The sequence below is a fragment of the Curtobacterium sp. NPDC087080 genome, assembly GCF_044745105.1.
Classification (GTDB): domain Bacteria; phylum Actinomycetota; class Actinomycetes; order Actinomycetales; family Microbacteriaceae; genus Curtobacterium.
Genome location: NZ_JBIUZP010000006.1, coordinates 80,896 through 104,715 on the forward strand (window position 1 = coordinate 80,896; position 23,820 = coordinate 104,715).

Annotated in this window: 24 protein-coding genes; 13 read left to right on the forward strand and 11 right to left on the reverse strand. The window is 73.2% G+C overall.

Annotated elements, in window-relative coordinates; genetic code table 11:
- Positions 1-15: 15 nt before the first annotated feature.
- From ACIPEQ_RS15365 to ACIPEQ_RS15375, 3 genes are read right to left on the reverse strand one after another with little or no spacing between them, the layout of a single operon-like run.
- Positions 16-1,215, reverse strand: coding sequence for a molybdopterin molybdotransferase MoeA (locus ACIPEQ_RS15365; protein ID WP_402715839.1), 1,200 nt, complete (start codon positions 1,213-1,215; stop codon positions 16-18).
- Positions 1,212-1,517 carry a DUF6457 domain-containing protein gene (locus tag ACIPEQ_RS15370; RefSeq protein WP_402715840.1) on the reverse strand — a complete coding sequence of 102 codons (306 nt, stop codon included), beginning with the start codon at positions 1,515-1,517 and terminating at the stop codon, positions 1,212-1,214. Before ACIPEQ_RS15370 ends, ACIPEQ_RS15365 begins: the two co-directional genes overlap by 4 nt.
- A 4-nt stretch (positions 1,518-1,521) precedes the next feature.
- A complete protein-coding gene (locus ACIPEQ_RS15375) occupies positions 1,522-2,130 on the reverse strand; it encodes a molybdenum cofactor guanylyltransferase (protein ID WP_402715841.1) in 609 nt (202 codons plus the stop codon).
- A gap of 40 nt (positions 2,131-2,170) precedes the next feature.
- On the opposite strand from ACIPEQ_RS15375, the gene ACIPEQ_RS15380 reads away from it, so the two are divergent.
- Positions 2,171-2,728 (forward strand): hypothetical protein, encoded by a 558-nt coding sequence (locus ACIPEQ_RS15380; protein WP_402715842.1) that lies wholly within the window; start codon positions 2,171-2,173, stop codon positions 2,726-2,728.
- 69 nt (positions 2,729-2,797) lie between these two features.
- Here the strand turns inward: ACIPEQ_RS15380 and ACIPEQ_RS15385 are convergent, their stop codons facing one another.
- Positions 2,798-4,888, reverse strand: a complete 2,091-nt coding sequence (locus tag ACIPEQ_RS15385) for an ArnT family glycosyltransferase (protein ID WP_402715843.1) — start codon at positions 4,886-4,888, stop codon at positions 2,798-2,800.
- 167 nt (positions 4,889-5,055) lie between these two features.
- On the opposite strand from ACIPEQ_RS15385, the gene ACIPEQ_RS15390 reads away from it, so the two are divergent.
- On the forward strand, positions 5,056-6,375 hold the full coding sequence (locus tag ACIPEQ_RS15390) for an endo-1,4-beta-xylanase (RefSeq protein WP_402715844.1): 1,320 nt from the start codon (positions 5,056-5,058) through the stop codon (positions 6,373-6,375).
- Between the two features lie 64 nt (positions 6,376-6,439).
- Here ACIPEQ_RS15390 and ACIPEQ_RS15395 read toward each other — a convergent pair whose 3' ends face one another.
- A complete protein-coding gene (locus tag ACIPEQ_RS15395) occupies positions 6,440-7,027 on the reverse strand; it encodes a CGNR zinc finger domain-containing protein (protein WP_209679447.1) in 588 nt (195 codons plus the stop codon).
- A 95-nt stretch (positions 7,028-7,122) separates the two neighbouring features.
- Between ACIPEQ_RS15395 and ACIPEQ_RS15400 the strand changes: the two genes are divergently transcribed.
- Positions 7,123-8,391 (forward strand): MFS transporter, encoded by a 1,269-nt coding sequence (locus ACIPEQ_RS15400; RefSeq protein WP_402715845.1) that lies wholly within the window; start codon positions 7,123-7,125, stop codon positions 8,389-8,391.
- Between the two features lie 84 nt (positions 8,392-8,475).
- Here the strand turns inward: ACIPEQ_RS15400 and ACIPEQ_RS15405 are convergent, their stop codons facing one another.
- On the reverse strand, positions 8,476-8,781 hold the full coding sequence (locus ACIPEQ_RS15405) for a putative quinol monooxygenase (RefSeq protein ID WP_402715846.1): 306 nt from the start codon (positions 8,779-8,781) through the stop codon (positions 8,476-8,478).
- 291 nt (positions 8,782-9,072) lie between these two features.
- Here ACIPEQ_RS15405 and ACIPEQ_RS15410 point away from each other — a divergent pair, with 291 nt between their 5' ends.
- The 3 genes from ACIPEQ_RS15410 to ACIPEQ_RS15420 are packed head-to-tail and all read left to right on the forward strand — an operon-like array spanning position 9,073 to position 12,433.
- Positions 9,073-10,440 (forward strand): MFS transporter, encoded by a 1,368-nt coding sequence (locus ACIPEQ_RS15410; protein ID WP_126891240.1) that lies wholly within the window; start codon positions 9,073-9,075, stop codon positions 10,438-10,440.
- Positions 10,437-11,279, forward strand: coding sequence for a sugar phosphate isomerase/epimerase family protein (locus ACIPEQ_RS15415; protein WP_402715847.1), 843 nt, complete (start codon positions 10,437-10,439; stop codon positions 11,277-11,279). Before ACIPEQ_RS15410 ends, ACIPEQ_RS15415 begins: the two co-directional genes overlap by 4 nt.
- A complete protein-coding gene (locus tag ACIPEQ_RS15420; RefSeq protein WP_402715848.1) occupies positions 11,276-12,433 on the forward strand; it encodes a Gfo/Idh/MocA family protein in 1,158 nt (385 codons plus the stop codon). Before ACIPEQ_RS15415 ends, ACIPEQ_RS15420 begins: the two co-directional genes overlap by 4 nt.
- Positions 12,434-12,489: 56 nt before the next feature.
- Here ACIPEQ_RS15420 and ACIPEQ_RS15425 read toward each other — a convergent pair whose 3' ends face one another.
- Positions 12,490-13,725, reverse strand: coding sequence for a glycosyltransferase (locus tag ACIPEQ_RS15425; RefSeq protein ID WP_402715849.1), 1,236 nt, complete (start codon positions 13,723-13,725; stop codon positions 12,490-12,492).
- A gap of 62 nt (positions 13,726-13,787) precedes the next feature.
- Between ACIPEQ_RS15425 and ACIPEQ_RS15430 the strand changes: the two genes are divergently transcribed.
- From ACIPEQ_RS15430 to ACIPEQ_RS15440, 3 genes are read left to right on the forward strand one after another with little or no spacing between them, the layout of a single operon-like run.
- Positions 13,788-14,804 carry an NAD-dependent epimerase/dehydratase family protein gene (locus ACIPEQ_RS15430; protein WP_402715850.1) on the forward strand — a complete coding sequence of 339 codons (1,017 nt, stop codon included), beginning with the start codon at positions 13,788-13,790 and terminating at the stop codon, positions 14,802-14,804.
- The gene (locus ACIPEQ_RS15435) at positions 14,797-15,654 is read left to right on the forward strand and encodes an MBL fold metallo-hydrolase (RefSeq protein ID WP_161972617.1); all 858 of its coding nucleotides are present in this window, start codon (positions 14,797-14,799) and stop codon (positions 15,652-15,654) included. Before ACIPEQ_RS15430 ends, ACIPEQ_RS15435 begins: the two co-directional genes overlap by 8 nt.
- Entirely contained in the window at positions 15,651-16,592 is a 942-nt protein-coding gene (locus tag ACIPEQ_RS15440) for a 3-oxoacyl-[acyl-carrier-protein] synthase III C-terminal domain-containing protein (RefSeq protein WP_402715851.1), read from the forward strand. Before ACIPEQ_RS15435 ends, ACIPEQ_RS15440 begins: the two co-directional genes overlap by 4 nt.
- Positions 16,593-16,745: 153 nt before the next feature.
- Here ACIPEQ_RS15440 and ACIPEQ_RS15445 read toward each other — a convergent pair whose 3' ends face one another.
- Positions 16,746-17,204, reverse strand: coding sequence for a DUF4383 domain-containing protein (locus ACIPEQ_RS15445; RefSeq protein WP_250368102.1), 459 nt, complete (start codon positions 17,202-17,204; stop codon positions 16,746-16,748).
- 251 nt (positions 17,205-17,455) lie between these two features.
- Between ACIPEQ_RS15445 and ACIPEQ_RS15450 the strand changes: the two genes are divergently transcribed.
- Positions 17,456-18,376 (forward strand): ABC transporter ATP-binding protein, encoded by a 921-nt coding sequence (locus tag ACIPEQ_RS15450; RefSeq protein ID WP_126891247.1) that lies wholly within the window; start codon positions 17,456-17,458, stop codon positions 18,374-18,376.
- Positions 18,373-19,230 carry an ABC transporter permease gene (locus ACIPEQ_RS15455; protein ID WP_402715852.1) on the forward strand — a complete coding sequence of 286 codons (858 nt, stop codon included), beginning with the start codon at positions 18,373-18,375 and terminating at the stop codon, positions 19,228-19,230. Before ACIPEQ_RS15450 ends, ACIPEQ_RS15455 begins: the two co-directional genes overlap by 4 nt.
- A gap of 105 nt (positions 19,231-19,335) precedes the next feature.
- Here the strand turns inward: ACIPEQ_RS15455 and ACIPEQ_RS15460 are convergent, their stop codons facing one another.
- Positions 19,336-19,677: a hypothetical protein gene (locus ACIPEQ_RS15460; protein WP_161972618.1), complete on the reverse strand. Its 342-nt coding sequence runs from the start codon at positions 19,675-19,677 to the stop codon at positions 19,336-19,338.
- A 172-nt stretch (positions 19,678-19,849) separates the two neighbouring features.
- Here ACIPEQ_RS15460 and ACIPEQ_RS15465 point away from each other — a divergent pair, with 172 nt between their 5' ends.
- The gene (locus tag ACIPEQ_RS15465) at positions 19,850-20,443 is read left to right on the forward strand and encodes an LppP/LprE family lipoprotein (RefSeq protein WP_402715853.1); all 594 of its coding nucleotides are present in this window, start codon (positions 19,850-19,852) and stop codon (positions 20,441-20,443) included.
- A 29-nt stretch (positions 20,444-20,472) separates the two neighbouring features.
- Positions 20,473-21,537, forward strand: coding sequence for a YeiH family protein (locus tag ACIPEQ_RS15470; protein ID WP_402715854.1), 1,065 nt, complete (start codon positions 20,473-20,475; stop codon positions 21,535-21,537).
- A gap of 307 nt (positions 21,538-21,844) precedes the next feature.
- Here the strand turns inward: ACIPEQ_RS15470 and ACIPEQ_RS15475 are convergent, their stop codons facing one another.
- Both ACIPEQ_RS15475 and ACIPEQ_RS15480 read right to left on the reverse strand, forming a co-directional pair.
- Positions 21,845-22,921: an ABC transporter permease gene (locus tag ACIPEQ_RS15475; protein WP_402715855.1), complete on the reverse strand. Its 1,077-nt coding sequence runs from the start codon at positions 22,919-22,921 to the stop codon at positions 21,845-21,847.
- Positions 22,918-23,799 (reverse strand): ABC transporter ATP-binding protein, encoded by an 882-nt coding sequence (locus ACIPEQ_RS15480; RefSeq protein WP_402715856.1) that lies wholly within the window; start codon positions 23,797-23,799, stop codon positions 22,918-22,920. The genes ACIPEQ_RS15475 and ACIPEQ_RS15480 overlap by 4 nt, the downstream gene beginning before the upstream one ends.
- Positions 23,800-23,820 lie beyond the last annotated feature (21 nt).

The following is a 23,820-nucleotide window of genomic DNA, read 5'->3' on the forward strand; positions in this document are numbered from 1 at the left end:
GCAGGCTCGCGTCGGTCAGACCCACGGCAGTCGGACGGGAGGCACGTCCTCGCCCGCCACGCCGCCCCCGGCCGGCACGACCATCAGTCCGTCCGCATCGGCCAGGCCGCGCAGCATCGCCGACGTCTGGTGGGACGCCGGCACGGCGCCGTCCGGCGTCGTCCGGTAGGCGAGCACCAGCCCGCCGGGGCGGTCGTTCGGCACGTCGACGGCGAGCCGCACCGACCCCGTCGGGTCGAGCGGCCGTCCGAGCAGCCCCGCGACGAGCGGCCCGCCGAGCAGCACGAGCCCGACCATCGCCGCCATCGGGTTGCCGGGCAGGCACAGGTACACCGTCGTCCCGCGTCGCGCCAGCAGCATCGGGCGCCCGGGCCGCACGTCGACACGGTCGACGAGCAGCTCGGCCCCGATCCGGTCGAGCGCCCCGCGGACGTGGTCCGTCGACGACCCCGCGGTGCCGCCGGTCGTCACGACGAGGCGCTCGCGGGCCGCGTCGAACACCCGGGCGGTGGTGTCAGCGTCGTCGGCGACACGCTCCGCTGCGACCGGCTCGGCGCCGTACGTGCGGAGCACCGTCGGCAGCGTCTGGGTGAAGACGTCGCGCACCTGCCCGGGGCGTGGGACGCCCGAGCCGACGATCTCGTCCCCGAGCACCGCCACCCGCACGGTCGGGGCAGGGGCGACGAGCACGTCGTCGACTCCGGACGCGGCGGCGAGGGCGACCCGGGGTGGGGTGAGCACGGTCCCGCGGGTGACGAGCACCTGGCCGACGGCGACCTCCTCGCCGGCGGGTCGGACGTGACGACGCGTGGATGACGTGTGGCGGACCAGGCGGCCGTCGACGTCGACGGCGGCGTCCTCCGAGCGCACCACGGCCTCCGTACCGGGCGGGACCGGGGCCCCCGTGGTGATGGGCCGGGCCTGCCCGGCGGCCAGTCGCTCGGTGGCGGGGAGGGCCCCGGCCACGATCGGGGCACCGATCGTCCACGGTCCGGGGCCTGCGACGGCCCATCCGTCCATCGCGGCGTTGTCGTGCCCGGGGACCGCGCCGGGTGCGAGCAGGTCACCCGCGAGCGTCCTGCCGAGCGCCGCAGCCAGGTCGAGCCGCAGCGGCCCGGCGCCGAGGACGTGCGCGGCTGCGTCCGACGCCAGACGGCCGCCCTGCCGGTGGGCCTCGGTGCGCGCTGCGGTCCAGGGGAGGAGGAGCGCCGTCACCGGGCGTCGGGACCGGTGGCGCCGGTGTCCGTCCCCGGGGTCGCCTGGTCGTCGCCGCGTGCCAGGGCGAGGCGGGTCGCGGTGTCGGCGGCGTCGGCGAGGTCGGCGGGAGAACCGCCCCGGAGCCCGGCGGCGTACCCGACCAGGAAGGTGGTCAGCGGGGCAGCCGGTCGGGCCACTCCGTGTGCGGCGTCGCGGGCCAGGTCGAGCACGACGTCGCGGTCGAGCGTGAAGTCCTCCGGGAACCCGAGCGCCTCCGCGAGCTCCGCGGTCCATGCGGCGAGGACGTCGTCAGTGGTCATGCGGTCAGTCAAGCAGTCCGGCGCTGCCGGTGGCCCGCGCGGCGTCGTCCGGTTCGTCCACGTCCGCACAGAGTGCTGCGGGCAGCGGGACCTCGACGAGCCGCAGGGCGGCCGTGAGTCGTCGGACCGCCGCGCCGGTGGGGTCGCCGAGCGCCCGGGCGGCGGCACGCAGGGCGTCAGAGCGGTAGAGCGCGAGCAGGGGTTGACGACGTCCGTCCTCGTCCACCGCGACGAAGCCGTCCGCGTCGTCGGCGGTCGCTCCGACCGTGTCGAGCAGCATCGCGGCCGCCGGCTCCGGTCGGACGAGGTCGCACGCCAGCACGAGGGTCCACGGTGCCGGGTCGGGCACGGCGGCGAGCCCGGCGGCGATCGCGGCGACCGGGCCGCCGAGGGGCGGCTCTTCACGGACCTGCACGACACCGGGCGGCGCGGTGCGACCGGCGCGGAGTCCGACGAGCACGGTCGTCCGGGCACCCGCCGCCGCCGCGACCGCGTGGTCGGAGAGCGGCTGTCCGTCCACGACGAGGGCGGTCTTGTCCGTCCCGCCCATCCGCGACGCCCGACCCCCGGCGAGCAGGACGGCGTCGTGCGGCGCGACTCCGGAGACGGTCATGCGGGCACGCTACCCGCCGCCCGCCCGCTACCGTGAGCCCGTGCAGTCGAAGAAGATCCGTCGTCGGCTCGACGAGGCCCTCGGGGCGGACCACGTCGTGCGCGTGGTGCGTCGTACCGTGCGAGGGTCCCACTACTCCGGGTTCGTGCTCGCTGTCGGCGCGAAGTGGTTCCTGATGGCCCCGCTCCTCGACGGTGGCGCATTCGACGGCCTCATCGCCTTCCGGTTGCGAGAGGTGCAGAGCGTCACGCGCGACACCACGTTCGTGGCACGCGCCGCCCGGCTCCGACCGGAGTGGCCACCGTCGTCCCTGACTCCCGAGGACATCGACCTCGACACGACCGCCGGTGTCCTCCGCACGCTCGCTGGCGACGGGGAGCTGATCGGGATCCACACGGACCAGCGACTCGGCGCGATCTGGGTCGGGCTGCTCGACGAGATCACCCGACGGTGGGTGTACCTGCACGAGGTGCGGCCTGACGCCACCTGGAGGGACGAGCCGCTCGGGTACCGCCTCGGCCGGATCGACACCGTGGAGACGGGAGGGCAGTACCTCCGTGGTCTGGCCTCCGTGGCCGGACGGGGTCCCTCGGCCTGAGCGTCCCGAGCACGGGGCAGACCGTCCACGGCACGGAGCAGCGTGCCGATCGGACGGCGTGACGACGGGTCAGGAGCAGCGCTCGAGCGCGAAGGACGTACTGCCGCCGCCGAAGGACCGCCCGGGTGCGGCGTCGGCGAACGTCGAGCCCCAGCGCTGCACCACCCGACAGCCGAGGTCGGCACCAGCACGGCGGACGGGGTCGGTCGCGGCGGTGCCCGACGCGACGACGAGCAGGTGCGTCCGACCGGAACGGACGATCGACTCGACCTGCGCGGCGGTGAAGACCGGGACCCGGCCGGAGAACCCGCCGTCGGTCAGGACCTCGTCGCCGGTGGCCCCGATGACGTCGGCGGCGATCCGCCACGAGTCGGTGAGGAACAGCGGTGCCCGGTCCCGACCACCGCCGGCGCGCCGGGCGGCGGCGACGAGGTCGGCCTCGTCGGCGGGCAGGCCGGTGTGGCCACCGATCACGTCCGGTGCGGAGATCGTGAACGTCGCGGCGCCGGTCGGCCGACCTCCGGTGCGCGTCCCACCGGTGCCGCCGCGGCCGAGCGTGAACGCCCGTTCCGGGGTGCCACCGCCACGGGCGAAGGCACCCTGCGCGACGCCGACCGACGCGTCGCCGCCGCTGCCGTCCCGTGCCGCGTCGAGGACCTGCAGTGAGAAGCACGCCGGCCCGAGCACCACCGCGGCGACGAGCAGGCCTGCCGCCGTCCGACGCCCGCGGGCCCGCAGCGCCGTCGGGTCGCTCCGACGCCACCGGACGACGAGCACCACGAGTGCCACGACGGTCACCCCGACGGCGACCGTGACGAGGAGTGCCGGCTCGGACGCGGCCCGTGCGAGCCACGCCCACCACGCGCCCTGGACCACGAGCAGGCCGACCGGCACGAGCCGCAGCCGGCGGTCGTCCGCGTCGACGAGGCCCGCGGCACCCCACCAGCCGAGCGCGCCGAGCGCCGCGAGCTGCACGCCGATCCCGGCGACGTACGCGGTGTGCGGGAGCCGCAGGACGGACAGCACCGCCACCGCGGTGACCAGCCAGACGACCAGGGCGACGAGCGTGGCGGCGGGGAGCAGGGCCTCCCGGCCGGACCGACGCCGCCACCACCGGACAGCACCGATCCCGGTGCCGGTGAGCGCTGCGGGCCACGACCAGCCGACCTGGGACGCGTACCGCGGCGAGAAGAGCTGCAGCAGGGAGTGACCGCCGCCCGCGCGACCGGAGGTCGCCGTGCGCCACGCGTCCGCGACGTGCGTCCCGGCGTGACCGACGGCGGCACCCAACGCGCCCACCGCTCCCGGCCACAGCCCGGGGAGGAAACGGTCGACGCCGTTGTAGCCGAAGACCATCGCGAACACGCTGTCGTCGGTCGACCCGTCGAAGTAGGGGTGGTCGCCCGTCGGCAGCAGCCCGAGCACCACTGACCAGGAGAGGCTCGCGACGACCGCGGCACCGACCAGCGCGCCCACGTGCCCCGCGGCGCGGCGCCATCGCCGTCCCGGGCCGGCGGTGGCGACCACCGTGGCGACCACGAGGGCGGGCAGGATCATCCATGCCTGCAGCATCTTGGCCTGGAAGCCGACCCCGACGAACAGCCCGGCGAGCAGCAGCGGCCACCAGGTCCGGGTCAGCGCGGCCCGCTGCCACCAGACCAGCGCGACCGCGAGCGACATCGTGAGGAGGCCGTCCTCCATCGGGTGGCCGAACATCGACACGAAGATCGGGGTGCTCGCGGCGAGGGCTGCGGCGACCAGACCGGCCCGGGCGCCGAGCCAGCGGAGGGTGACCACGGAGACGGCGAGCGTCGTGACCGCCCCCTCGACCACCTGCGGCAGAGCGAGCGAGGCGGTGGACATCCCGAACAGGTGGATGCTGATCGCCTGGGGGACCGCGAAGCCGGCGAGCTTGTCGAGCGTGACGGTCGCGCCGGGGTCGAAGGAGCCGGACAGGAACGCTGGGAGGGACTCCGACATCGAGCGCGCTGCTGCCGCGTAGAACGACGAGTCGCCGCCGCGCGCCAGGTTCCAGCTGGTCAGGACGGCGCCGAGCGCGACGATCACGACGAGGGTCGCGCGCTGCGCCCGGGTCTGGTGCCACCAGCGGGAGGGGCGGGGTCCGGCGGGGGCGCCTGCGGTGGTGCTGCTGTCGTGCATCTCGTGAGCGTCCCGCCGCAGTCGATGGAGCAGCCGTGCACGAGGGCTCCCGGGACCGCGGGTTCGTTCAGGCGCGGGAGCAGGAGCGCTCGACCACGGGCGGTGCTATGTTCGGCCCCACAACAAATCCGCACGACGGTGGCGACGGTGCCACCAGGGGAGCAGACGTGGACACCCAGCAGCCGAGCACCCAGCAGCCGGGCAGCCAGCAACCGGACGCGCAGCAACCGGACGCGCAGCAATCGGTCGCGCAGCAGCCGGTCGCCCACCGCACCGGAGCGGCCGTCCTGACGGTCGTCGACCACCACGGCACACCGCTGCCGGGCGTCGAGGTCACCGTCGAGCAGACCCGGCACGCCTTCGGCTTCGGGAACATCGGCTTCGACTTCGTCGAGCTCGCGAACGACGAGGTCGACGGCGCCGAGCGGGAGCGGCTCGAACGGCTCGCCGACCTGTACACCGACGTGTTCACCACCGCGACGCTCCCGTTCTACTGGGGGCGCTTCGAACCCGAGCGCGGCCGACCCGACACCGTCCGCCTCCGCCGCACCGCCGAGTGGTTCCGCGACCGGGGGATCGCGCTCAAGGGGCACCCGCTCGTCTGGCACACCGTGCAGCCGGACTGGCTCCTCGGGCTGCCCCTCGACGAGGTCGAACGACTGCAGCGGGAGCGCATCCGCCGCGAGGTCGGCGCGTTCGCGGGGCTGGTCGACACGTGGGACGCGATCAACGAGGTCGTCATCATGCCGGTGTTCGACAACGGCGACAACGCGATCACCCCGCTCGCCCGGGCGAAGGGCCGCATCCCGACGATCCGGATGGCGTTCGAGGAGGCCCGTGCCACGAACCCGCACGCGACCCTGCTGCTCAACGACTTCGACCTGTCGAGCGCGTACGAGTGCCTGATCGAGGGCGTGCTCGAGGCCGGGGTGCAGATCGACGCCATCGGGCTACAGACCCACATGCACCAGGGGTACTGGGGCGAGGAGACGATGCTCGCGATGGTCGACCGCTTCGCCCGGTACGGCCTGCCGCTGCACCTGACCGAGACCTCGCTCGTGTCGGGTGACCTCATGCCCGCGCACATCGTGGACCTGAACGACCACGTGGTGGACTCGTGGCCCTCGACCCCCGAGGGCGAGGCCCGTCAGGCCGACGACGTCGAGCGGCACTACCGGAGCCTGGTCGGACACCCTGCCGTCGAGGCGGTCACGTACTGGGGCATCACCGACGCGGGCGCGTGGCTCGGGGCACCGATCGGGCTGGTCCGCGAGGACGGGGCACCGAAGCCGTCGTACGAGGCGCTCCGTCGCCTGGTGAAGGACGAGTGGTGGACCGGGCCGACCGTGCTCCGCACGGACGAGCGCGGGCAGGTGCGGGTGCGGGGGTTCCGGGGGGAGTACCGGGCGGACGTGCGGGGTGCGTCGACGGCGTTCGCCGTCGGACGCGACGCGGCGGAACACGAGCTGGTCGCGCCCGTGGCGTGACGGCGCGGCGAACGGGAGGCGCGGGGCGGGCCGGTCCCGCCCCTCCAGTCCGGCCCGGCGTGGGTCAGCGTTGCTTCCGTGCCTGGTGTCGCGCGACCCGGTTTCGGTTGCCGCAGCCCGCGGCGGTGCACCAGATGCGGTTCTGCCGTGGCGAGGTGTCCAGGTACACCCAGCCGCAGGCATCGTCGCTGCACTGGCGTGCACGGCTGAGGTCGGAGGTGAGCAGGTCGTGCGCTTCCCGGGCGACCAGGGTGCGGGGTCCGGTGAGGTCGGTCGGTTCCGACCACGACCACGTGCTCCGCTCCGGGACGCGCACCAGGGACGAGCGCCGCACGGCGTCGGCGTACTCGACGGCGACCAGGTCGACCGCCGTGTCCGAGCCGTGGAACACGGCCTCGTAGATCGCTTCGCGCAACGCGATCACCGCCGCGAGTTCCCGGGCAGCATCGTCCGGTGCCTCGACTGCGGTGGTTCGCAAGCTGCCGAGGTCGGGGCGTCCGGCGATCTCCTCGGACCAGCGGACGAGTTCGTCGAACGTCGGGAGCGTGTCGATCGAACGCGTGTCGTCGAGGCGCCAGTGGACCGTGTCGACGAGGTCCAGGGCAAGGTGGCCGGCGACCTTCGGGAAGGCGGGCGTCGAGGGTACGTCCATGCGTCGAGCCTAATGGGTGCTACGGCCGGACACCATTAGTGCGAACTGGCATGGTCTAACGCATGACTGCATCGCAACGCATTAGCCCCCACCGCTTGGGTCCCGACTTCTCGCGCCTGTGGATGGCGCTCGGCGCGTCCGCTGTCGGCGGGCAGATCAGCGAGCTGGCCGTGCCGCTCCTCGCCGTCGTCGTCCTCCACGCCACCGCTGGCGAGGCGGGGATGCTCGGCGCCGCCCGGTGGCTGCCCTTCCTGCTCCTCGCCCTCCCGCTCGGCGTGGTGATCGATCGGTGCCGCCGACGGCCGGTCCTGGTGGCAGCCGACGTGGTGCGGGCGCTGCTGACGGTCGGTGTCGTCGTGCTCGCGGTGACCGGAGCGCTGACGCTGCCGCTGCTGATCGTGGCGGTCGGCGCGCTCGGCGCCTGCACGGTGGCGTTCGAGGTCGCGTACCAGTCCTTCCTCCCCACTGTCGCCGGGCGCGACCAGCTGGAGCGGGCGAACGGACGACTCCAGGCCACGTCGTCCGTCGCCGAGGTGGGCGGCCCCGGGATCGCAGGTCTGCTCGTGCAGGTCCTGACCGCACCGTGGGCACTCCTGGCACATGCGGGGACGTACGTCGTCTCGGCCGTCGCGCTCGCACGGATCCGTCAGCCGGAGGCCCGACCGGTGCCGAGCGGGCACGGCGTGCTCCGGGACCTCCGCGACGGCCTCGACCACGTGCGGAAGGACCGGTACCTGGTCTCCCTGGTCGGCTTCGCCGCGATCTACAACCTCTTCGCGCAGTGGATCCTCGTCCTCTTCACCGTGCACGCGGTCCGTCAGCTGGGCATGACCGCCGGACTGCTCGGTGCGGTCTTCAGCCTCGGCGCGATCGGTGCCGTCGTCGGGGCTGCTGCTGCGCCGAAGGCGGTCCGCCGGTGGGGTGCCGGGCCGGTCCTCGTGGCGTGCGCTGCGGTCGAGTGCGCCGCGCTGCTCGCGCTCCCCGCCGTGGGGACCGACTGGCCGCGTCCCGCCGTGACGGCGGTGCTCGTGCTCGCGTTCGCCTGCAACGGTGCCGGGACCGCGCTCTCGAGCGTCGTCGCACTCACCATCCGGCAGCTCCGGACGCCGGACCGCCTGCTGGGCCGCGTCAACGCGACCATGCGGTGGATCAGCTACGGGGTCATCGCCGTCGGGGCTGCGCTCGGGGGACTCGTCGGTGACGCCCTCGGCACCAGGACCGCGATCGCGATCGGCTGTGCCGGGAGCTTGTCGACCCTGGTCTGGGTCGCCTGCTCGCCCCTCAGGAGCATCCGCGAGCCCCAGGACCTCCGCGTCGCCGATCCGGTCCCCGGACACACGGGTGACCGGGGCCCGGACGAGTGAGCGCGGTCACGTGGCCACGGTCCGGTGGGAGTCGGGGTGTGTTCGACGGCCCGCACTCACCGTGGTCCGGCGCCTGCCGAACGGTCAGCCGAGGTCGAGCGTCCGGCTGAAGGTCCGGGTCACGGGCGGCGCGGCGACGATCGCGGCGAGGGCCCGCGGAGCGCCCTCGTCCGTGGCCCGCCAGGCGACGTAGGCGTCGTGGTCGGCCGGGGTCGTCCACCGCTCGAGCACGACGAGGTGCAGCGGGTCGGAGTCGTCGACCAGGACCTCGAGGGACTCGTTGCCGGCGAAGGTCGCCGTCTGAGCGTGGGTGTCGCGGATCGCGGAGTCGATCGTGTCCTGCGCGACGTCGTCTCGCAGCTGGACCTCGAGGAGGACCGTCTGGGCCATGGGTGCACCTTCCGTCAGCGGCGCCCGTCGGTCGGGCGTCGCGTGCGTCAACGCGGCGGGGACACGCGGTGTTCCGCGGGCCGCCGCGGAAGTGCAGAACGCAACGTCGGCGACGGTTCGCAGTGGTGGACCGTTGCGCGGAACCGCCGGCGTTGCGTGTTGCGGGAGGGCGGGCCGACACATGTCGAGAAAAAGCTTCCGGAGGAAGGTTTTCGGTGTTACTGTCCTGCTCACCTACCAGCACTAGGTATTCAAGAGGGCGCCCCGCCCCCGATGGCTCGAGGAGGAGTCATGTCGACACCGACGTCGAAGGAAGAACCGCAGTCCGGTCTCGCCGGTACCGCGAACCCGCCGGTCACCGCGGCCGCCGGAGCCACGAGCAGTGACCCCGCAGCGGCATCGCGTGCGTTCTCGGTCGAGGGCCTCACGCAGAGCGTCAGCACCGTCCGGGTCGGCCCGAAGTACCTCTGGGCACTCAGCCTCGCCCAGTTCGGTCTCTTCGCCGCCCTGCTCACCCCGGTGTTCGTGAGCATGTCGATCAAGGCGACGGTGCTCAACCCGGACAGCCCCGAGACGATCGTCGGGTCGGTCCTGCCGTTCGGCGCCCTCGGCGCCCTGCTCGCCAACCCGCTGGCGGGGGCACTGTCCGACCGCACCCGCACGCGCTGGGGTCGCCGTCGGCCCTGGATGGTCATCGGCGTCGTCGTCTTCGTCGTCGCGCTGGCCTGGCTCGCGTTCGCGCCGGACGTGCTGCAGCTCACCATCGCGTGGGTGCTCGCCCAGGTCGCCGCGAACGCCGTCCTCGCCACGCTGACCGCGAGCTTCGCCGACAACGTGCCCGAGTTCCAGCGCGGCAAGGCGTCGAGCGTCATCGCCCTCGCGCAGAACATCGCGATCCTCGCCGGCCTCTACCTCGCCGTGTACCTGGTCGGGAACCTGCCGGTCCTCTTCATCGCGCCGGGCATCCTGGCGATCGTCGTGATCCTCGTCTACGCGGTCGTGGCCCGCGACGAGCTCCCGGCCACGACGAAGCCCTTCAGCTGGCTCACCCTGATCGCGTCGTTCTGGACGAACCCGATCAAGCACCCCGACTTCGGACTCGCCTGGTGGGGCCGCTTCCTCATCACCTTCGGCACGTTCATGTTCACGACGTACCGCCTGCTCTACATGCGGGAGCACATCGGCATCCAGGACCTGGCCGAGGCCACCGCCACCGTCGCGTTCGGCGTGCTGCTCTACACGGTCGCCCTGCTCGTCAGCGCCGCGGTCTCCGGCTGGGTGTCGGACCGCATCCGCCGTCGCAAGGTCTTCGTCTGGGGCTCCACCGCCCTGACCGCCGTCGGCCTCGTGATCCTGGCGCACGTCGACACGGTCGGTGGGTTCTACTTCGCCGAGATCGTGCTCGGCTTCGCCTACGGCATCTACGCCGCGATCGACACCGCGCTCGTCGTCGACGTGCTGCCCGACCCGGAGCGCCCGGGCAAGGACCTCGGCGTCATCAACATCGCCAACGCCCTGCCGCAGTCGCTCGCCCCGGCGGTCGGCCTGTTCCTGCTCGGCATCGGTGGCGGCCAGAACTACACGCTCATGCTCTGGGGCGCCGGCGTCGCCGTGCTCCTCGGTGCGCTCGTCATCCTCCCGATCAAGAAGGTCCGGTGACCACCGTGGCACCCCGCATCTCCCTCCAGCTCTACACGGTCGACAAGGCACTGGCGCCCGACCTCGACGGCGGCGTCGCCCGTCTCGCCGCCATCGGGTTCGACACCGTCGAGGCGTTCGCCTTCGTCGGTCGCGCAGCCGAGCTCCGGACGGCCTTCGACGCGCACGGCATCAGCGCCCGCACCGGCCACGCCTTCCTGGTCGAGGAGTCGATCCCGCTGCCGGACGGCACCGTGATGACCGCCCCGTCGCACGCCGAGACCTTCGCCGAGGCATCGGCCCTCGGGCTCGAGATCGTCATCGACCCGTTCGTCGGCCCCGACCACTGGACGACCCGCGAGGGCGTCGAGCGGGTCGCCGCGCGACTGAACGCGGCCGCCGAGGAAGCCGCCGGCCACGGCCTGCGCGTCGGCTACCACAACCACGACCACGAGCTCCGGCCGCACATCGACGGCAAGCCCGCGCTGCAGGTGCTCGCCGAGCTGCTCGACCCCCGCGTCGTGCTCGAGCTCGACCTGTACTGGGCCTCCGCCGCGGGCATCGACCTCGTGCCGTTCATCGAGGAGCTCGGCGATCGCATCGTCGCCGTGCACGTCAAGGACGGCCCGATGCGCGAGGGGATCTCCACCGCGCAGGTGCCGACCGACCAGACCCCCGCCGGCCAGGGCGACGTGCCGCTGGCCGACGCGCTCGCCGCAGCGTCGGCGCTCGAGTACGCCGTCATCGAGTTCGACGGCTTCGACGGGGAGATCTTCGACGGGGTCGAGCAGTCGTACCGCTGGCTGCGTGCCACGCTCGCCGGTTCGGACGCGACCGCCACCACGGGGGTGTCCGCATGACCCGCACGGGCCGCGTCGGCATCGGCTTCATCGGCGCCGGGATGATCAGCGAGCAGTACCTGACGAACCTCACGACCTTCCCGGACGTCGAGGTGGTCCGCATCGGCGACATCGACACCGAGCGCGCCGCGGCGTCGGCGGCGAAGTGGGGCATCCCCGCGTCGGGTACCGGCGACGAGGTCCTCACCGACCCCGACGTCGAGATCGTCGTGAACCTCACCCTGCCCGCCACGCACGTCGAGGTCTCCACGTCGGCACTCCGCGCCGGCAAGCACGTCTGGAGCGAGAAGCCGATCGGCGTGGACCGCGAGAGCGCCGCCGGACTCGTGGCGCTCGCCGACGAGCTCGGCCTGCGCCTCGGCATCGCACCGGACACCGTCCTCGGGACGGGGTGGCAGACCGCCAAGCGCGCGATCGAGGCCGGTGCGATCGGCACCCCGCTCACCGCCGTCACGAGCTTCCAGTGGCAGGGACCGGACGTGTTCCACCCGAACGCGTCGTTCCTCTACGCGAAGGGTGCCGGCCCGCTGTTCGACATGGGCCCGTACTACTTCACGGCGCTCGTGCACCTGCTCGGCCCGGTCGCGTCCGTCGTGGCGACGGGGTCCCGGTCGCGCGACACCCGGCAGCTGGTGGTCGGTCCGAACGCCGGGCAGGACTTCCCGGTCGAGGTCCCGACGCACCTGTCGGTGCTGACCTCGTTCGAGCAGGGCGGGAACGCGCAGTCGCTGCTGTCGTTCGACACCCCGCTGTTCCGGCACGGCGTCTTCGAGGTGAACGGCACCGAGGGCACGATCGTGCTCCCGGACCCGAACACCTTCGGCGGCGGCCACCCGATCCGGATCGCCCGACCGCTCGGCACCGACGTGTCGTTCCCGTTCGAGCAGGCGTGGGAGACCCTGTCCGACGAGGAGCCGACGGTCGGCCGCGGCCTCGGCGTGCTCGACATGGCGCGGGCGATCCGCGGTGGCGGTGCGCACATCGCCACCGGCGAGGTCGGCTACCACGTGCTCGACACCATGGTCGCGGTCGAGGAGTCGGTCGAACGCCGCGCGTTCGTCGACGTCGCGTCGACGGTGGCACCGATCGCGTCGCTGCCCGAGGACTTCGATCCGCTCGCCGCGACCCTGGAGGGCGCGTCCGCCACGGTCTGACCGACCAGACGACGGACTGGAGGCTCGGTGTCAGCCGACACCGAGCCTCCAGTCCGTCACGGGGTGCGGGACGGCCGCAGGACGCTCTCGTAGACCGCCACCAGCTCGCCGACGCGCTGCTCGACCCGACCGCGGGCCGCGACCAGCGCGGCGCTGGCCTGCTCGAGCAGCTCCGGCTCGTCGTGCAACCGCTGCACGATCGCCGCGATCCCCGCGGCGTCCGGTGTCGGCGTCGTGAAGCCGCCGCCCTCGGGGACGACCTCGGCGAGGTCCGGGTCGCAGTGCACGACCGGTAGACCGGTGGCGACGGCCTCGAGCATCACCATCGGCTGGTTGTCGAAGTCGGAGGAGCTCGACACCAGCACGTGTGCACGGTGCATGGCGGCGAGGACCGCCTCGTGCGGGGTCGAGCCGTGCAGCCGGACCGGGGTGCCGACCGCGGCGCGGGCGACCGCTGCACGCGCGACGCCGTCGCCGAGCACGTCGACCACTGTGCCGGGCGGGAACGACCGGGCGGCCTCGACCAGAACCTCCGGGCGCTTCTCGGGCGACAGCCGCCCGACCCACAGCACCCGCAGCGGTTCGTCGGCCGCCCGGGTCCGGACCGTCGCGGGACCGATCGCGTCGAGGACCGCGGGCTCGATGCCGTTCGAGACGACCGACACCGGGGTCCGCACGCCCCGGTCGACGAGCTTGTCGGCGAAGTGCCGCGACGGGACCACCACGTGGTCGCTCGCCCGTGACTGCGCGAGCATGACCCGCCACATCCGCCGCGCCGTCCGGGTGCGGGTGTACGGGGCATCGGCCGCGACCCGGATGCCCCGGCGGGGGACCTGCGTCGCGTGCAGGACGGCGAGCAGCACCGTCGTGACGGCGGGGACGGGGAGCACGTTCCGCGTGTAGACGTCGATGCGGCCGTGCATCGTGTGCACCACCGGGACGCCGAGGTCCTGCGCGGCACGGAGCCCGCCGAGCGCGGCGAACATCTCGGAGTGGGTGTGCACGACGTCGATCCGGCGCGCGGCGAACTCGCGACGGAGCAGGGCGCGGAGGCGACGCGGGGACCACGCGAACGGGTAGCCGTCGGGGCGGAACACGGGGGAGACGGGCAGGCCGACGACGGCCGGCACGGCGGTGCTGCCCGTCGTGTGCGCGGGGCCTGCCGGATCGTCCGGACAGAACACCGTGACGTCGTGTCCGGCCGCGGTGAGCGCCTCGGCCAGGGAGCGCACCGCGGTCTGGACGCCCCCGAGCGTCGGCAGGTAGTAGTCGGTGACCAGCGCGATCCGCACGCCCCGAGCCTAGGGGGCCTCCCGTTCCTGCCGGCTCCGGACGTGCTCGTAGGATCTGGGGCATGGGGGGAACAGGCACCGGGGAGCGAGCACTGGTCACCGGGGCGAGCGGGTTCGTCGGCGGCCACGTCGTGCGGACCCTGCGCGACCACGGCTACCGCGTGACGGCGTCCGGCCGTCGAGCCTCGGCCCTGCCCGCCGGCGACGTGCAGGTCGGGGACCTCGACGACCTCGCCCGCGCCGACGTCCCCGCGGACGTCGTCGTGCACTGCGCGGCGCTCAGTTCGCCGTGGGGTCCGTGGTCGGCCTTCGAGCACGCCAACGTCACCGGGACCGCCCGGGTGCTCGAGTACGCGCGTCGCGTCGGGGCGCGCCGGCTCGTGCACGTGTCCTCACCCGGCATCTACGCCGCACCGCGCGACCGGCTCGACATCCGCGAGGACCAGGTCGACCCGAGCCGCCCGATGAACCACTACATCCGCTCGAAGCTGCACGCCGAGGCCCTCCTCCGTGCCGCGACGGGCGACCCCGGCGGACCCGAGATCGTCGTCCTGCGGCCGCGCGGCATCATCGGCGCGGGGGACACCGGGCTCGTCCCGAGGCTGCTCCGCGTCCACGAACGGGTCGGAGTGCCCCTCCTGCGCGGCGGCCGCGGGCTCGTCGACCTCACCGCGGTCGAGAACGTCGCGCACGCCGTCCGGCTCGCGGCCGAGGTGCCCGAGGCCGCCGGGCTCGCGTTCAACATCACGAACGGCGACCCGCGCCCGTTCGTCGAGCTGCTCGACCAGCTGCTCACCGGACTCGGGACGCGCCCGCGGCACCTGCACCTGCCCGCCGGACCGGTGTCCGCACTGGCCACCGTGCTCGAGGCCGTGTGCGCGCTGCTGCCGGGGCAGCCCGAACCGCCGATCACCCGCTACACCGTGTCGACGATCACGCACTCGCAGACGCTCGACCTGTCCCGTGCCCGACGGGTGCTCGGGTACGAGCCGATCGTCGGGCTCGACGAGGCACTGGCGAGCTACGCGACCGCCGGGCACCCACACGACCGAGCGGCCGGCGGACCGCCGCGTGGCTGAGCGTCCGACGGACGGCCGCGTCGCGGAGCCCCCGCTCGGTGTCCTGCGTGCCGCCGCGTGCGGGTGGACGACCCACGACGTGCGCGGTCTCCTCCGGGGTGCTCCGCGCGACCGCCGGATGTTCCCCGCGAACGTGTTCACCTGGACCGGCCCGGACCGTACGGTGCTGTTCGACACCGGGTACGCGCCCCTGCCGTGGCGGACCGGTGCCGCCGGGTGGGCGTACCGACGCCTGCTCCCGCCCGTGGTCCCGGTGGGCAGCACGCTCGCCGACGCCGTCGACACGGATGCCGTCACGCACGTCGTCCTGTCGCACCTGCACCCCGACCACGTCGGTGGGCTCGCCGCGGTCCCACGCGCCCGGGTGCTGGTCACCGAGGCCGTCGCCCGCAGCGTCGCCCGACCGCGGGTGCTCGCCGGCCAGCTGCACGGACTGCTGCCCGAGGGCCTCGTCGACCGGCTCCAGGTGATCCCGGACAGCGCGTTCGGCCCCGCAGGCGCCGGGCCGCTCGCCGCCGTCGGGCTGGCCACCGCCGACCCGTTCGGCGACGGTCACACCCGGCTCGTGCGCCTGCCCGGACATGCGGACGGGCACCTCGGCCTGCTGGTCGAGGACCGCGCGCTGCTCGCCGGGGACGCCGCGTGGAGCCGCGACCTGCTCGGGCGGGAACGCGACCTGCGCCTCCTGCCGCGCGCGGTCGCCCACGACGCCGGAGCGCAGCGCGACACCGCCGATCGCCTGCTCGCGCTCGAGCGCGCAGGTGTCAGACTGCTCTTCAGCCACGACGAGCACAGGACCGGGGTGGACCTGCTCGACGACGAGGACGACGAGGACCGAGGGGGACCATGAAGCACTGCGCCATCGCCGGTTGGGGGACAGCACTGCCGGACCGGACGGTCACCTACGGCAGCGGAGCACGGACCGTCACCCGGTACCGCATCGCCGACGACGTGTCGCACCTCGACATGCTCACTGCGGCCGCGTCCCGGGCGATCGAGCACGCCGGCATCGACGCCGCCGACCTCGACCTGGTGATCGCGGCCTGCGCTGCGGGCGTCCAACCGATCCCGTGCACGGCGGCCCTCGTGATGGAGCAGGTCGCTCCCGACGCCCGGGCTGCCGCACTCGACGTCAACTCGACGTGCACGAGCTTCATCACCGCGCTCGACATCGCCTCCCGGTACCTGGAGGACGGCGACCACGAGCGCGTGCTCGTCGTGTCCGGTGACGTCGGGTCGCGCTTCCTCGACCCGGCCCAGCGCGAGTCCGCCGAGCTGTTCTCGGACGCCGCGGCCGCGGTCGTGCTCACCCGCGGCGACGGGACGCAGGGGGTGCTGTCGGCGCTGCAGCAGACCTGGCCGGAGCACGCCCACGACACCGAGCTCCGGGGCGGCCTGTCCCGGTACCCCGCGCAGCAGTACGCCGACGGCGACCCGGCGGACTACCTGTTCGACATGCACGGCCGACGCGCCCTGACCGGGATGCTCCGCGTGCTGCCCGGGTTCTTCGCGCGGTTCTGGGAGCGCAGCGGACTCGGGCTCGACGACGTCGACCTGGTCGTGCCGCACCAGGCCAGCGGAGCGATCGGACTCGCGATGCGCCGGCTCGGGATCCCGACCGACAAGTACGTCGACGAGGTCGCCGCGTTCGGGAACTCGGTGTCCTCGTCGGTGCCGTTCATGCTCGCGCGGTGCCTCGACGACGGACGACTCCGGCGGGGCGACACCGTGCTGCTCTGCGGGACGGCGGCGGGCCTGACCGCGAACGCCCTCGCGCTGCGCCTCTGACGGATGCGGTCAGCGCCGCGACGGGTTCGATTCGGGTACGACGACGACGCCCCCGCCGCAACTGCGACGGGGGCGTCCGATGGCCCCTGATCCCGGGGAAGGCCACCGCTGGTCCGGTGGACCGCCCAGCACCGGGCGGCCCACCGAGGTCGATCAGCGCGCGGTGCGACCCGCGCGGGGGAGCAGCACGCCGAGGACGATCATCGCGACGGCGAGCAGCGCGTGGAGCACGTTGTCGGCGCTGTTCAGCGGGACGAAGTTCGCCGCACCGGCCATGTTCGCGACGAAGAGGCCGAAGACGAACAGCACGGCGTAGACGATTCCACCGATGAGCAGGTAGGAGCGCGAGCCGGCTGCGGACCGGGCGGCGAGGATGCCGACGATGCCGAACAGCAGGTGCACGATGTTGTGCAGGGCCGACACCTGGAAGAGCCCGAGGAGCATGGCCATCGAGCTGTTGCCGGCGAACGACATGGTGCCCATGTCCATCGTCAGGCCGGGGATGAAGCCGGCGACGCCGACGATGAGGAAGACGACGCCGAAGAGCAGTGCGCCCTTCTGGACGAGGGTCGAAGCGAAACCGGTACGGGGTGATGCCGCGTTGCTGGTCATGGTGCAGTCCTTCCGAGTGCGTTCCACGACGGCGTCTCGGGGTCACCGCACTGGGGCAGCGTCGTCGTCGTACAGGGGTTTCGGAGCAGGTGCGCAGCCGGATTGGTGCGTCGTCGGGGTGTCCTTCCAGCGCGGTCGACGACGTTGCTCGGCGCCCTTCCGCGATCTGCCGTGTCCTCCTGGGGGATGACCTCGGGTCTCCACCCGTGGGGGGACGCGCCGGGCAGTGCTCCGGAAATAGCGTGGACCTCGTGATCGAGATCGAGCATCTGTCCAAGCGCTACGGCGCCAAGACCGCCGTGGACGACATCTCCTTCGTCGTCCGCCCGGGCAGCGTCACCGGCTTCCTCGGCCCGAACGGCGCCGGGAAGTCCACGACCATGCGGATGATCATGGGCCTCGACACGCCCACGTCCGGGCGGGTCCGGGTGAACGGCCAGGAGTACCGGTCCTTCCGCGACCCGCTCCGCCAGGTCGGTGCGCTGCTCGAGGCGAAGGCCGTCCACTCCGGGCGCAGCGCGTACAACCACCTGCTCTCGCTCGCGGCGACGCACGGCATCCCGAAGTCGCGCGTGCACCACGTGATCGAGCTCACCGGGCTCGAGTCGGTCGCGAAGAAGCGCGTCGGCGGCTTCTCCCTCGGCATGGGGCAGCGGCTCGGCATCGCGGCGGCGCTGCTCGGCGACCCGAAGACCCTGATCCTGGACGAGCCGGTGAACGGTCTCGACCCGGACGGCGTCGTGTGGGTGCGCCAGCTCGCCCGGCACCTGGCGTCCGAGGGCCGCACCGTGTTCCTCTCCAGCCACCTGATGAGCGAGATGGCGCAGACCGCCGACCGCGTGGTCGTGCTCGGTCGCGGCAAGGTGCTCGCGGACGCGCCGATCGCCGAGTTCGTCGCCGGCAGCGGGCAGGGCGGCGCGGCGCGCACCCTCGTCCGGACGCCGCACCCCGACCAGCTCTTCGGCGCGGTCGGATCGGCCGCGTCGTCGATCACCCCGCGCGAGGACGGCGCCTTCGTGGTCGTCGGCCCCGACGCGCAGCAGATCGGCACCATCGCCGCGCAGAGCGGTGCGGTGCTCCACGAACTCACCCCGATGGGTGCGAGCCTCGAGGAGGCGTACATGGCCCTGACCAAGGACGAGGTCGAGTACCAGGCGGAGGTCGCCCGATGAGCGCCGCGACCGCAACCGCGATGCCGAGCGGCGTCGGCCTGGGCTTCGGACGACTGGTCCGCAGCGAGTGGATCAAGTTCCGCAGCATCCGCTCCACCTGGTGGTGCTACGCGATCATCGTCGCCCTGACGATCGGGCTCGGTGCACTGCTCGGGCTCTACGCGCCGATCGTCGGCCTGCCCGAGGGTGCCGAGGCGACCCAGGCGGTCGCGAACGCGCAGATCGTCAACCTCAGCATCTCGTCGGTCGGCTTCACCGTGCTGGTCGCCGCGGTGCTGGGCGTCCTCATCATCACGGGTGAGTACGGCACGGGGCAGGTCCGGTCGACCTTCACGGCAGACCCTGGCCGTACCGGCGCCGTCCTGGCCAAGGCCGTCGTCCTCGCCGTCGCCACCTTCGTGGTCAGCGTGGTCGCCACGTGGATCGGCGTCGCGCTCGTCACGCTCTTCCAGGCCGACAAGGGCGTCGAGGCCGACCTGGCCGACCCCGCGGTGTTCATGCCGATCCTCGGCTCGTCCGTCTACGTGACGGGGATCGCGCTGCTCGCCTTCGGCATCGGGCTGCTCGTCCGCTCGAGCGCCGGCGGCATCGCCATCGCGCTCGGTGTGCTGCTCGTGCTGCCGATCGTGCTGCAGCTCGTCGCCGGGCTGGTGGACCAGCAGTGGCTCCTCGACGGGTCACGCTTCCTGCCCGACCAGGCCGGTAGCCAGCTCTACACGTACGAGCGGTCCGCGGATCAGCCCGCGCCCGAGGGCGTCGTGCTGAACGGCTGGTCCGGCGGCGGGATCCTCGCGGCGTGGGTCGTCGCGATCGGTGTCATCGCGTTGGCCGCGGTCAAGAAGCGCGACGTCTGACGACGAGGGCCGCCGACGGTCACGACGTGACCACGAGACGCAACGGGAGGCGCGGTGCCAGCTGGCACCGAGCCTCCCGTCCGTCCGCAGCCGGGTACCGGCGGGTCAGGCCGCCCGCGAGAACAGCCCGCGCAGGGCGCGCGTCAGCCGCCCCGTGCGTCGTGGCTGCTGGACGACCTCGATCGCACGCGTGGGCATGCGGAACGCGAGGTCGTGGAGCATGTTCCGCTTCGTGCCGTCCCAGTTCGCGAACAGGTAGGAGCCGCCGATGAACGACATGCTCCGGACCGGCGTGCGCTTCCACGAGTCGGCGGCGACGTAGTAGCCGGCGTGGCCGGCGCGGATGTGGTCGATGACGGTGTCCACGTCGAAGACACCCGTCGTGGTGACGACGGTGGTGATGCCCGTTCGGTCGCGGGCGACGTACTCGATGAGGTGTTCGGTCACGGCGTGCTCTGATCTGTGTCTGACTCGACCGGCCCGTGAGGTCGGCGCTCGGGAGGTGTTCGGAACCGCCCTTGCTTCCGCCTGGATGGTACGCCGGAGCGGTCGTCCGGTTCCAGGCGCCGATGCGGTCGGGGGACGAACGTCCGCGCAGCGCGGAGAGCAGGATGGTCCCGTGCGCACCACTCGTCACTCCCGTCCCGCAGGCCTGCTCCTGGTCACCGCGATCACCTCGGTCGCGCTCGCCGGGTGCACGGGAGCGTCGGGCAGCGGTGCCACCGCGACCGTGACGGCGACCCGGACCGTCACCCCGTCGGCGTCGTCGTCCGGTGGGGCCGCTCCCACCGCCACGCCCTCGTGCGGTCCGTCCGACGGGGCCGCTGCCGCCGCTGGTCCGATCGCGGACCTCCCGCTGCCCGCCGGCCTCGAGTCGGCGCGGTGGGACGCCTCGGCCGCGGACACCTCGGTGTACGACGGGTGCGCGGCCCTGTCCGCCGTCACCGTCAGCGTCGCCGACGGCACCGCGAGTTCGCCGGTCGCGATCCTGCTCTTCCACGACGGCACGTACCTCGGGACGGCCACGAAGGAGCAGTACCCGTTCGTGCCGGAGGTGACGCGGGAGTCGGCGGGGTCGATCCGCGTCGAGTACCGCTACCCGCAGGGTGCCGACAGCAACGCCGACCCGTCCGGCCGCGCGACCGCGACCTACACGTGGGACGACGGCGCGGGTCGGGTCGAGATGTCCGGGGACGTCCCGCCGGCTGCCTGACCGCCCGCGCCGGTGGGATGCTGGTCCGCATGCCCCTGTCCCGCCCGGCGCTCGTCGCCGCCCTGCCCGGTGTCGCGCTCGCGGTCGTGATCGGCATCGCCGCCACCCTGGTGGGCCGTGCGGTCCCGGTCGTCGGCGGTCCGGTGCCGGCCGTGCTGCTCGGTGCACTGGTCGGCTGGCTCGTCCGGCGCCGACGGCAGCAGGACCACGGGACGACGGACCTCGGCGTGCTGCAGCCCGGCGTGAAGTTCGCGTCGAGCCGGGTCCTGCAGGCCGCGGTCGTGCTCCTCGGCGCACAGCTGTCGATCGGCGAGGTCCTGCGCATCGGCGGCGAGACCCTCCCGGTGATGCTCACGACGCTCGTGGTGTGCCTCGTCGCCGCGTGGGGGATCGGGAGGTTGCTCCGGGTGTCGAGCACGCTCCGCACGCTGATCGGGGTCGGCACGGGCATCTGCGGCGCCTCCGCCATCGCGGCCGTCACCCCCGTCGTCGGTGCCGCCAGCGCCGAGGTCGCGTACGCCCTGTCGACGATCTTCCTCTGCAACATCGCCGCGGTCTTCGTCTTCCCCCTGGTCGGCCACGCGCTCGGCCTGTCCCAGCACGCGTTCGGCGTCTTCGCCGGCACCGCCGTGAACGACACGTCGTCCGTCGTCGCGACCGCCACGATCTACGGTCGCCAGGCGACCGACACCGCCGTCGTCGTCAAGCTGGTCCGGACCCTGATGATCATCCCGATCGTCATCGGGCTCGCCGGCCTGGAGGCACGCCGCACCGCCCGCGCGCAGCCCGCCCCCGGCGACGGGCCGCGTCGCGCCGGGGGCGTCCGCGTGCTGCGGTTGGTCCCGTGGTTCCTCGTCGGGTTCCTCGTCGTGGTGCTGCTGCGGACCACCGGGGTCCTGCCGGCGGCGGCGGCCCCGGGGTTCTCGGCGGCGGCGACGTTCCTCATCACGGTGGCGCTGGCGGCCGTGGGGGTCTCGACGGACTTCGCGGCGCTGCGTCGTGCCGGGTTCCGCCCGATGCTGCTCGGCATCGCGCTGTGGGTGCTCGTCGCGGCGACGAGCCTGGGGGTGCAGGCGGCCTTCGGCCAGCTCTGACGCGGCGCCCGCGCGGCCGCGTGGCGGCGCCGCGTCCGCGCGGCGCGACGTGCTGCCGCCCAACCGAAGGCAGGTCGCGCCACGTGGTTGCGTGGCGCGACCTGCTTCCGGTTGTGCGCAGCGCCCTGCGCTCGGCGTGGCCGCGTGGCGGACGGGAGGCGCGTGGCGGTCCGGTTGCGTGCCTCCCGTCCGGCGGTGCGTCCGTGGCGCGACGTGCTGCCGCGCAACCGAAGGCAGGTCGCGCCACGTGGTTGCGTGGCGCGACCTGCTTCCGGTTGTGCGCGGCGCCCGGCGCGGCTCGCGCGCGTCAGCCGCGCAGCGCCTCCGCGAGCTTCACGCGACCGCCCGTGCGCAGCAGCGCGTTCTCGTAGATGCGCGCGCCCACGGCGACGACCACGACGACCGACACGGCGACGACCAGCAGCGACACGATCGGCTCCCACCACTCGGCCGTCCCGAGGAAGATGCGCATCGGCATGCCGATCGGCGCGCTGAACGGGACGTACGACATGATCCCCACGATCGTCGGGTCGTCCGCCGCCACCACGATCAGGATGTACGGGATTATCACGAGCATCATCACCGGCATGGTCACGCTGCCGACGTCCTCCTGACGGGAGACGAGCACGGCGGATGCGGCGAACAGCGACGCGATGAGCACGAAGCCGACCGCGAAGAAGCCGACGAACCACAGCACGCTCGGCCCGAGCAGGGTGAACAGGTTGTCCTGCCCGGTGACCGCGAGGGCCACCACCCCGGCGATCGAGATCGCGACGATCTGCGCGAAGGCCATGATGCTGTTGCCGAGCACCTTGCCGGCGAGCAGCGCCCGCGCCGGGATCGCCGCCATCAGGATCTCGACGACCCGGGTGGACTTCTCCTCGACGACGCTCTGCGCGATCGACGAACCGAAGGTCACCGCGGAGGCGAAGAACACGACGCCGAACATGAGGCCGATGGCGGACACGAGCCCCGCGGACAGCGTCCCGGGCTCGAGGAGCTCGACGGACGGCGTGACACTGAGCGCGCTGACGACGTCGGTCGGGGCGTCCTCGAGCCCCACGACCGAGTAGCCGAGGGCGTCGTCGGACGGCACGATGGCAGCGTCCACGTCGCCGTCGCGCACCAGGCGTTCGGCCTGCGCGGTGGTCCGCGTCGGGGTGACGTCGAAGCCGGCCGTGGAGTCGAGCGAGACCCCGTCGACGACGGCGACGGGGGTCGTGTCGTCCGCCGTGGCCTTGCCGACGATGCCGCCGATCACGATCGAGGTGACGACCACCACCAGCAGGATCGCTGCCGAGACCACGAAGGCCTTGCTGCGCACACGGGCCTGGATCTCGCGGGCGGTCACGAGCCTGACCGCGTGCACGAAGGAGCTGTTCATCGGACGACCTCCCGGAAGACCTCGCTGAGTCGGGGCACCCGCGGGGCGAACGACCCCACCGTGCCGTGCTGGACGGCGCGCTGCAGGACACGCTGCGCGGTCGGCTCGTCGGCCTCGAACACGGCGTAGCCGCCGTCGAACTCGCGCACGGTCACGCCGGACTCGTCGCGGAGCCAGGCGACGTCACCGTCGACGAGCAGTTCCCACGCGGCGGGTCCGGCGCTGCGGCGCAGGTCCTCCTGAGAGCCGGCGGCGCGGATCGTGCCGTCGGCGATCACGACGACGTCGTCGCAGAGCCGTTCGACCACGTCGAGCTGGTGGCTCGAGAACAGCACCGGCACGCCCTTGGCGGCCTGCTCACGGAGCACGCCGAGCACGGTGTCGACCGCCATCGGGTCCAGGCCCGAGAACGGTTCGTCGAGCACCAGGACCTCCGGGTCGTGGACGAGTGCCGCGGCGACCTGCACCCGCTGCTGGTTGCCCAGCGAGAGCTTCTCGACGGCGTCGCCCGCGTGCTGCGCGAGGTCGAGGCGTTCGAGCAGTGCGGTCGTGCGCTGCCCGGCGGTCCGCTTGTCGACGCCGTGCAGACGCGCCAGGTAGGTGATCTGCTCGGCGACCGGCATCTTCGGGTAGAGCCCGCGCTCCTCGGGCATGTAGCCGAAGCGGCGGCGGTCGGTCGGCCCGACCTCGCTGCCGTCGATCGAGACCCGCCCGGTGTCGGCTTGCAGCACGCCGAGCAGGATCCGCATGGTGGTCGTCTTGCCGGCGCCGTTGCCGCCGACGAACCCGGTCAATCGGCCGCTGCCGACCGAGAACCCCACGTCGTCGAGCACCCGGCGGTCGCCGAAGTGCTTCGTGACCCCTTCGATGGTGAGCATCGCCCGTTCCCCTTCCGTCGG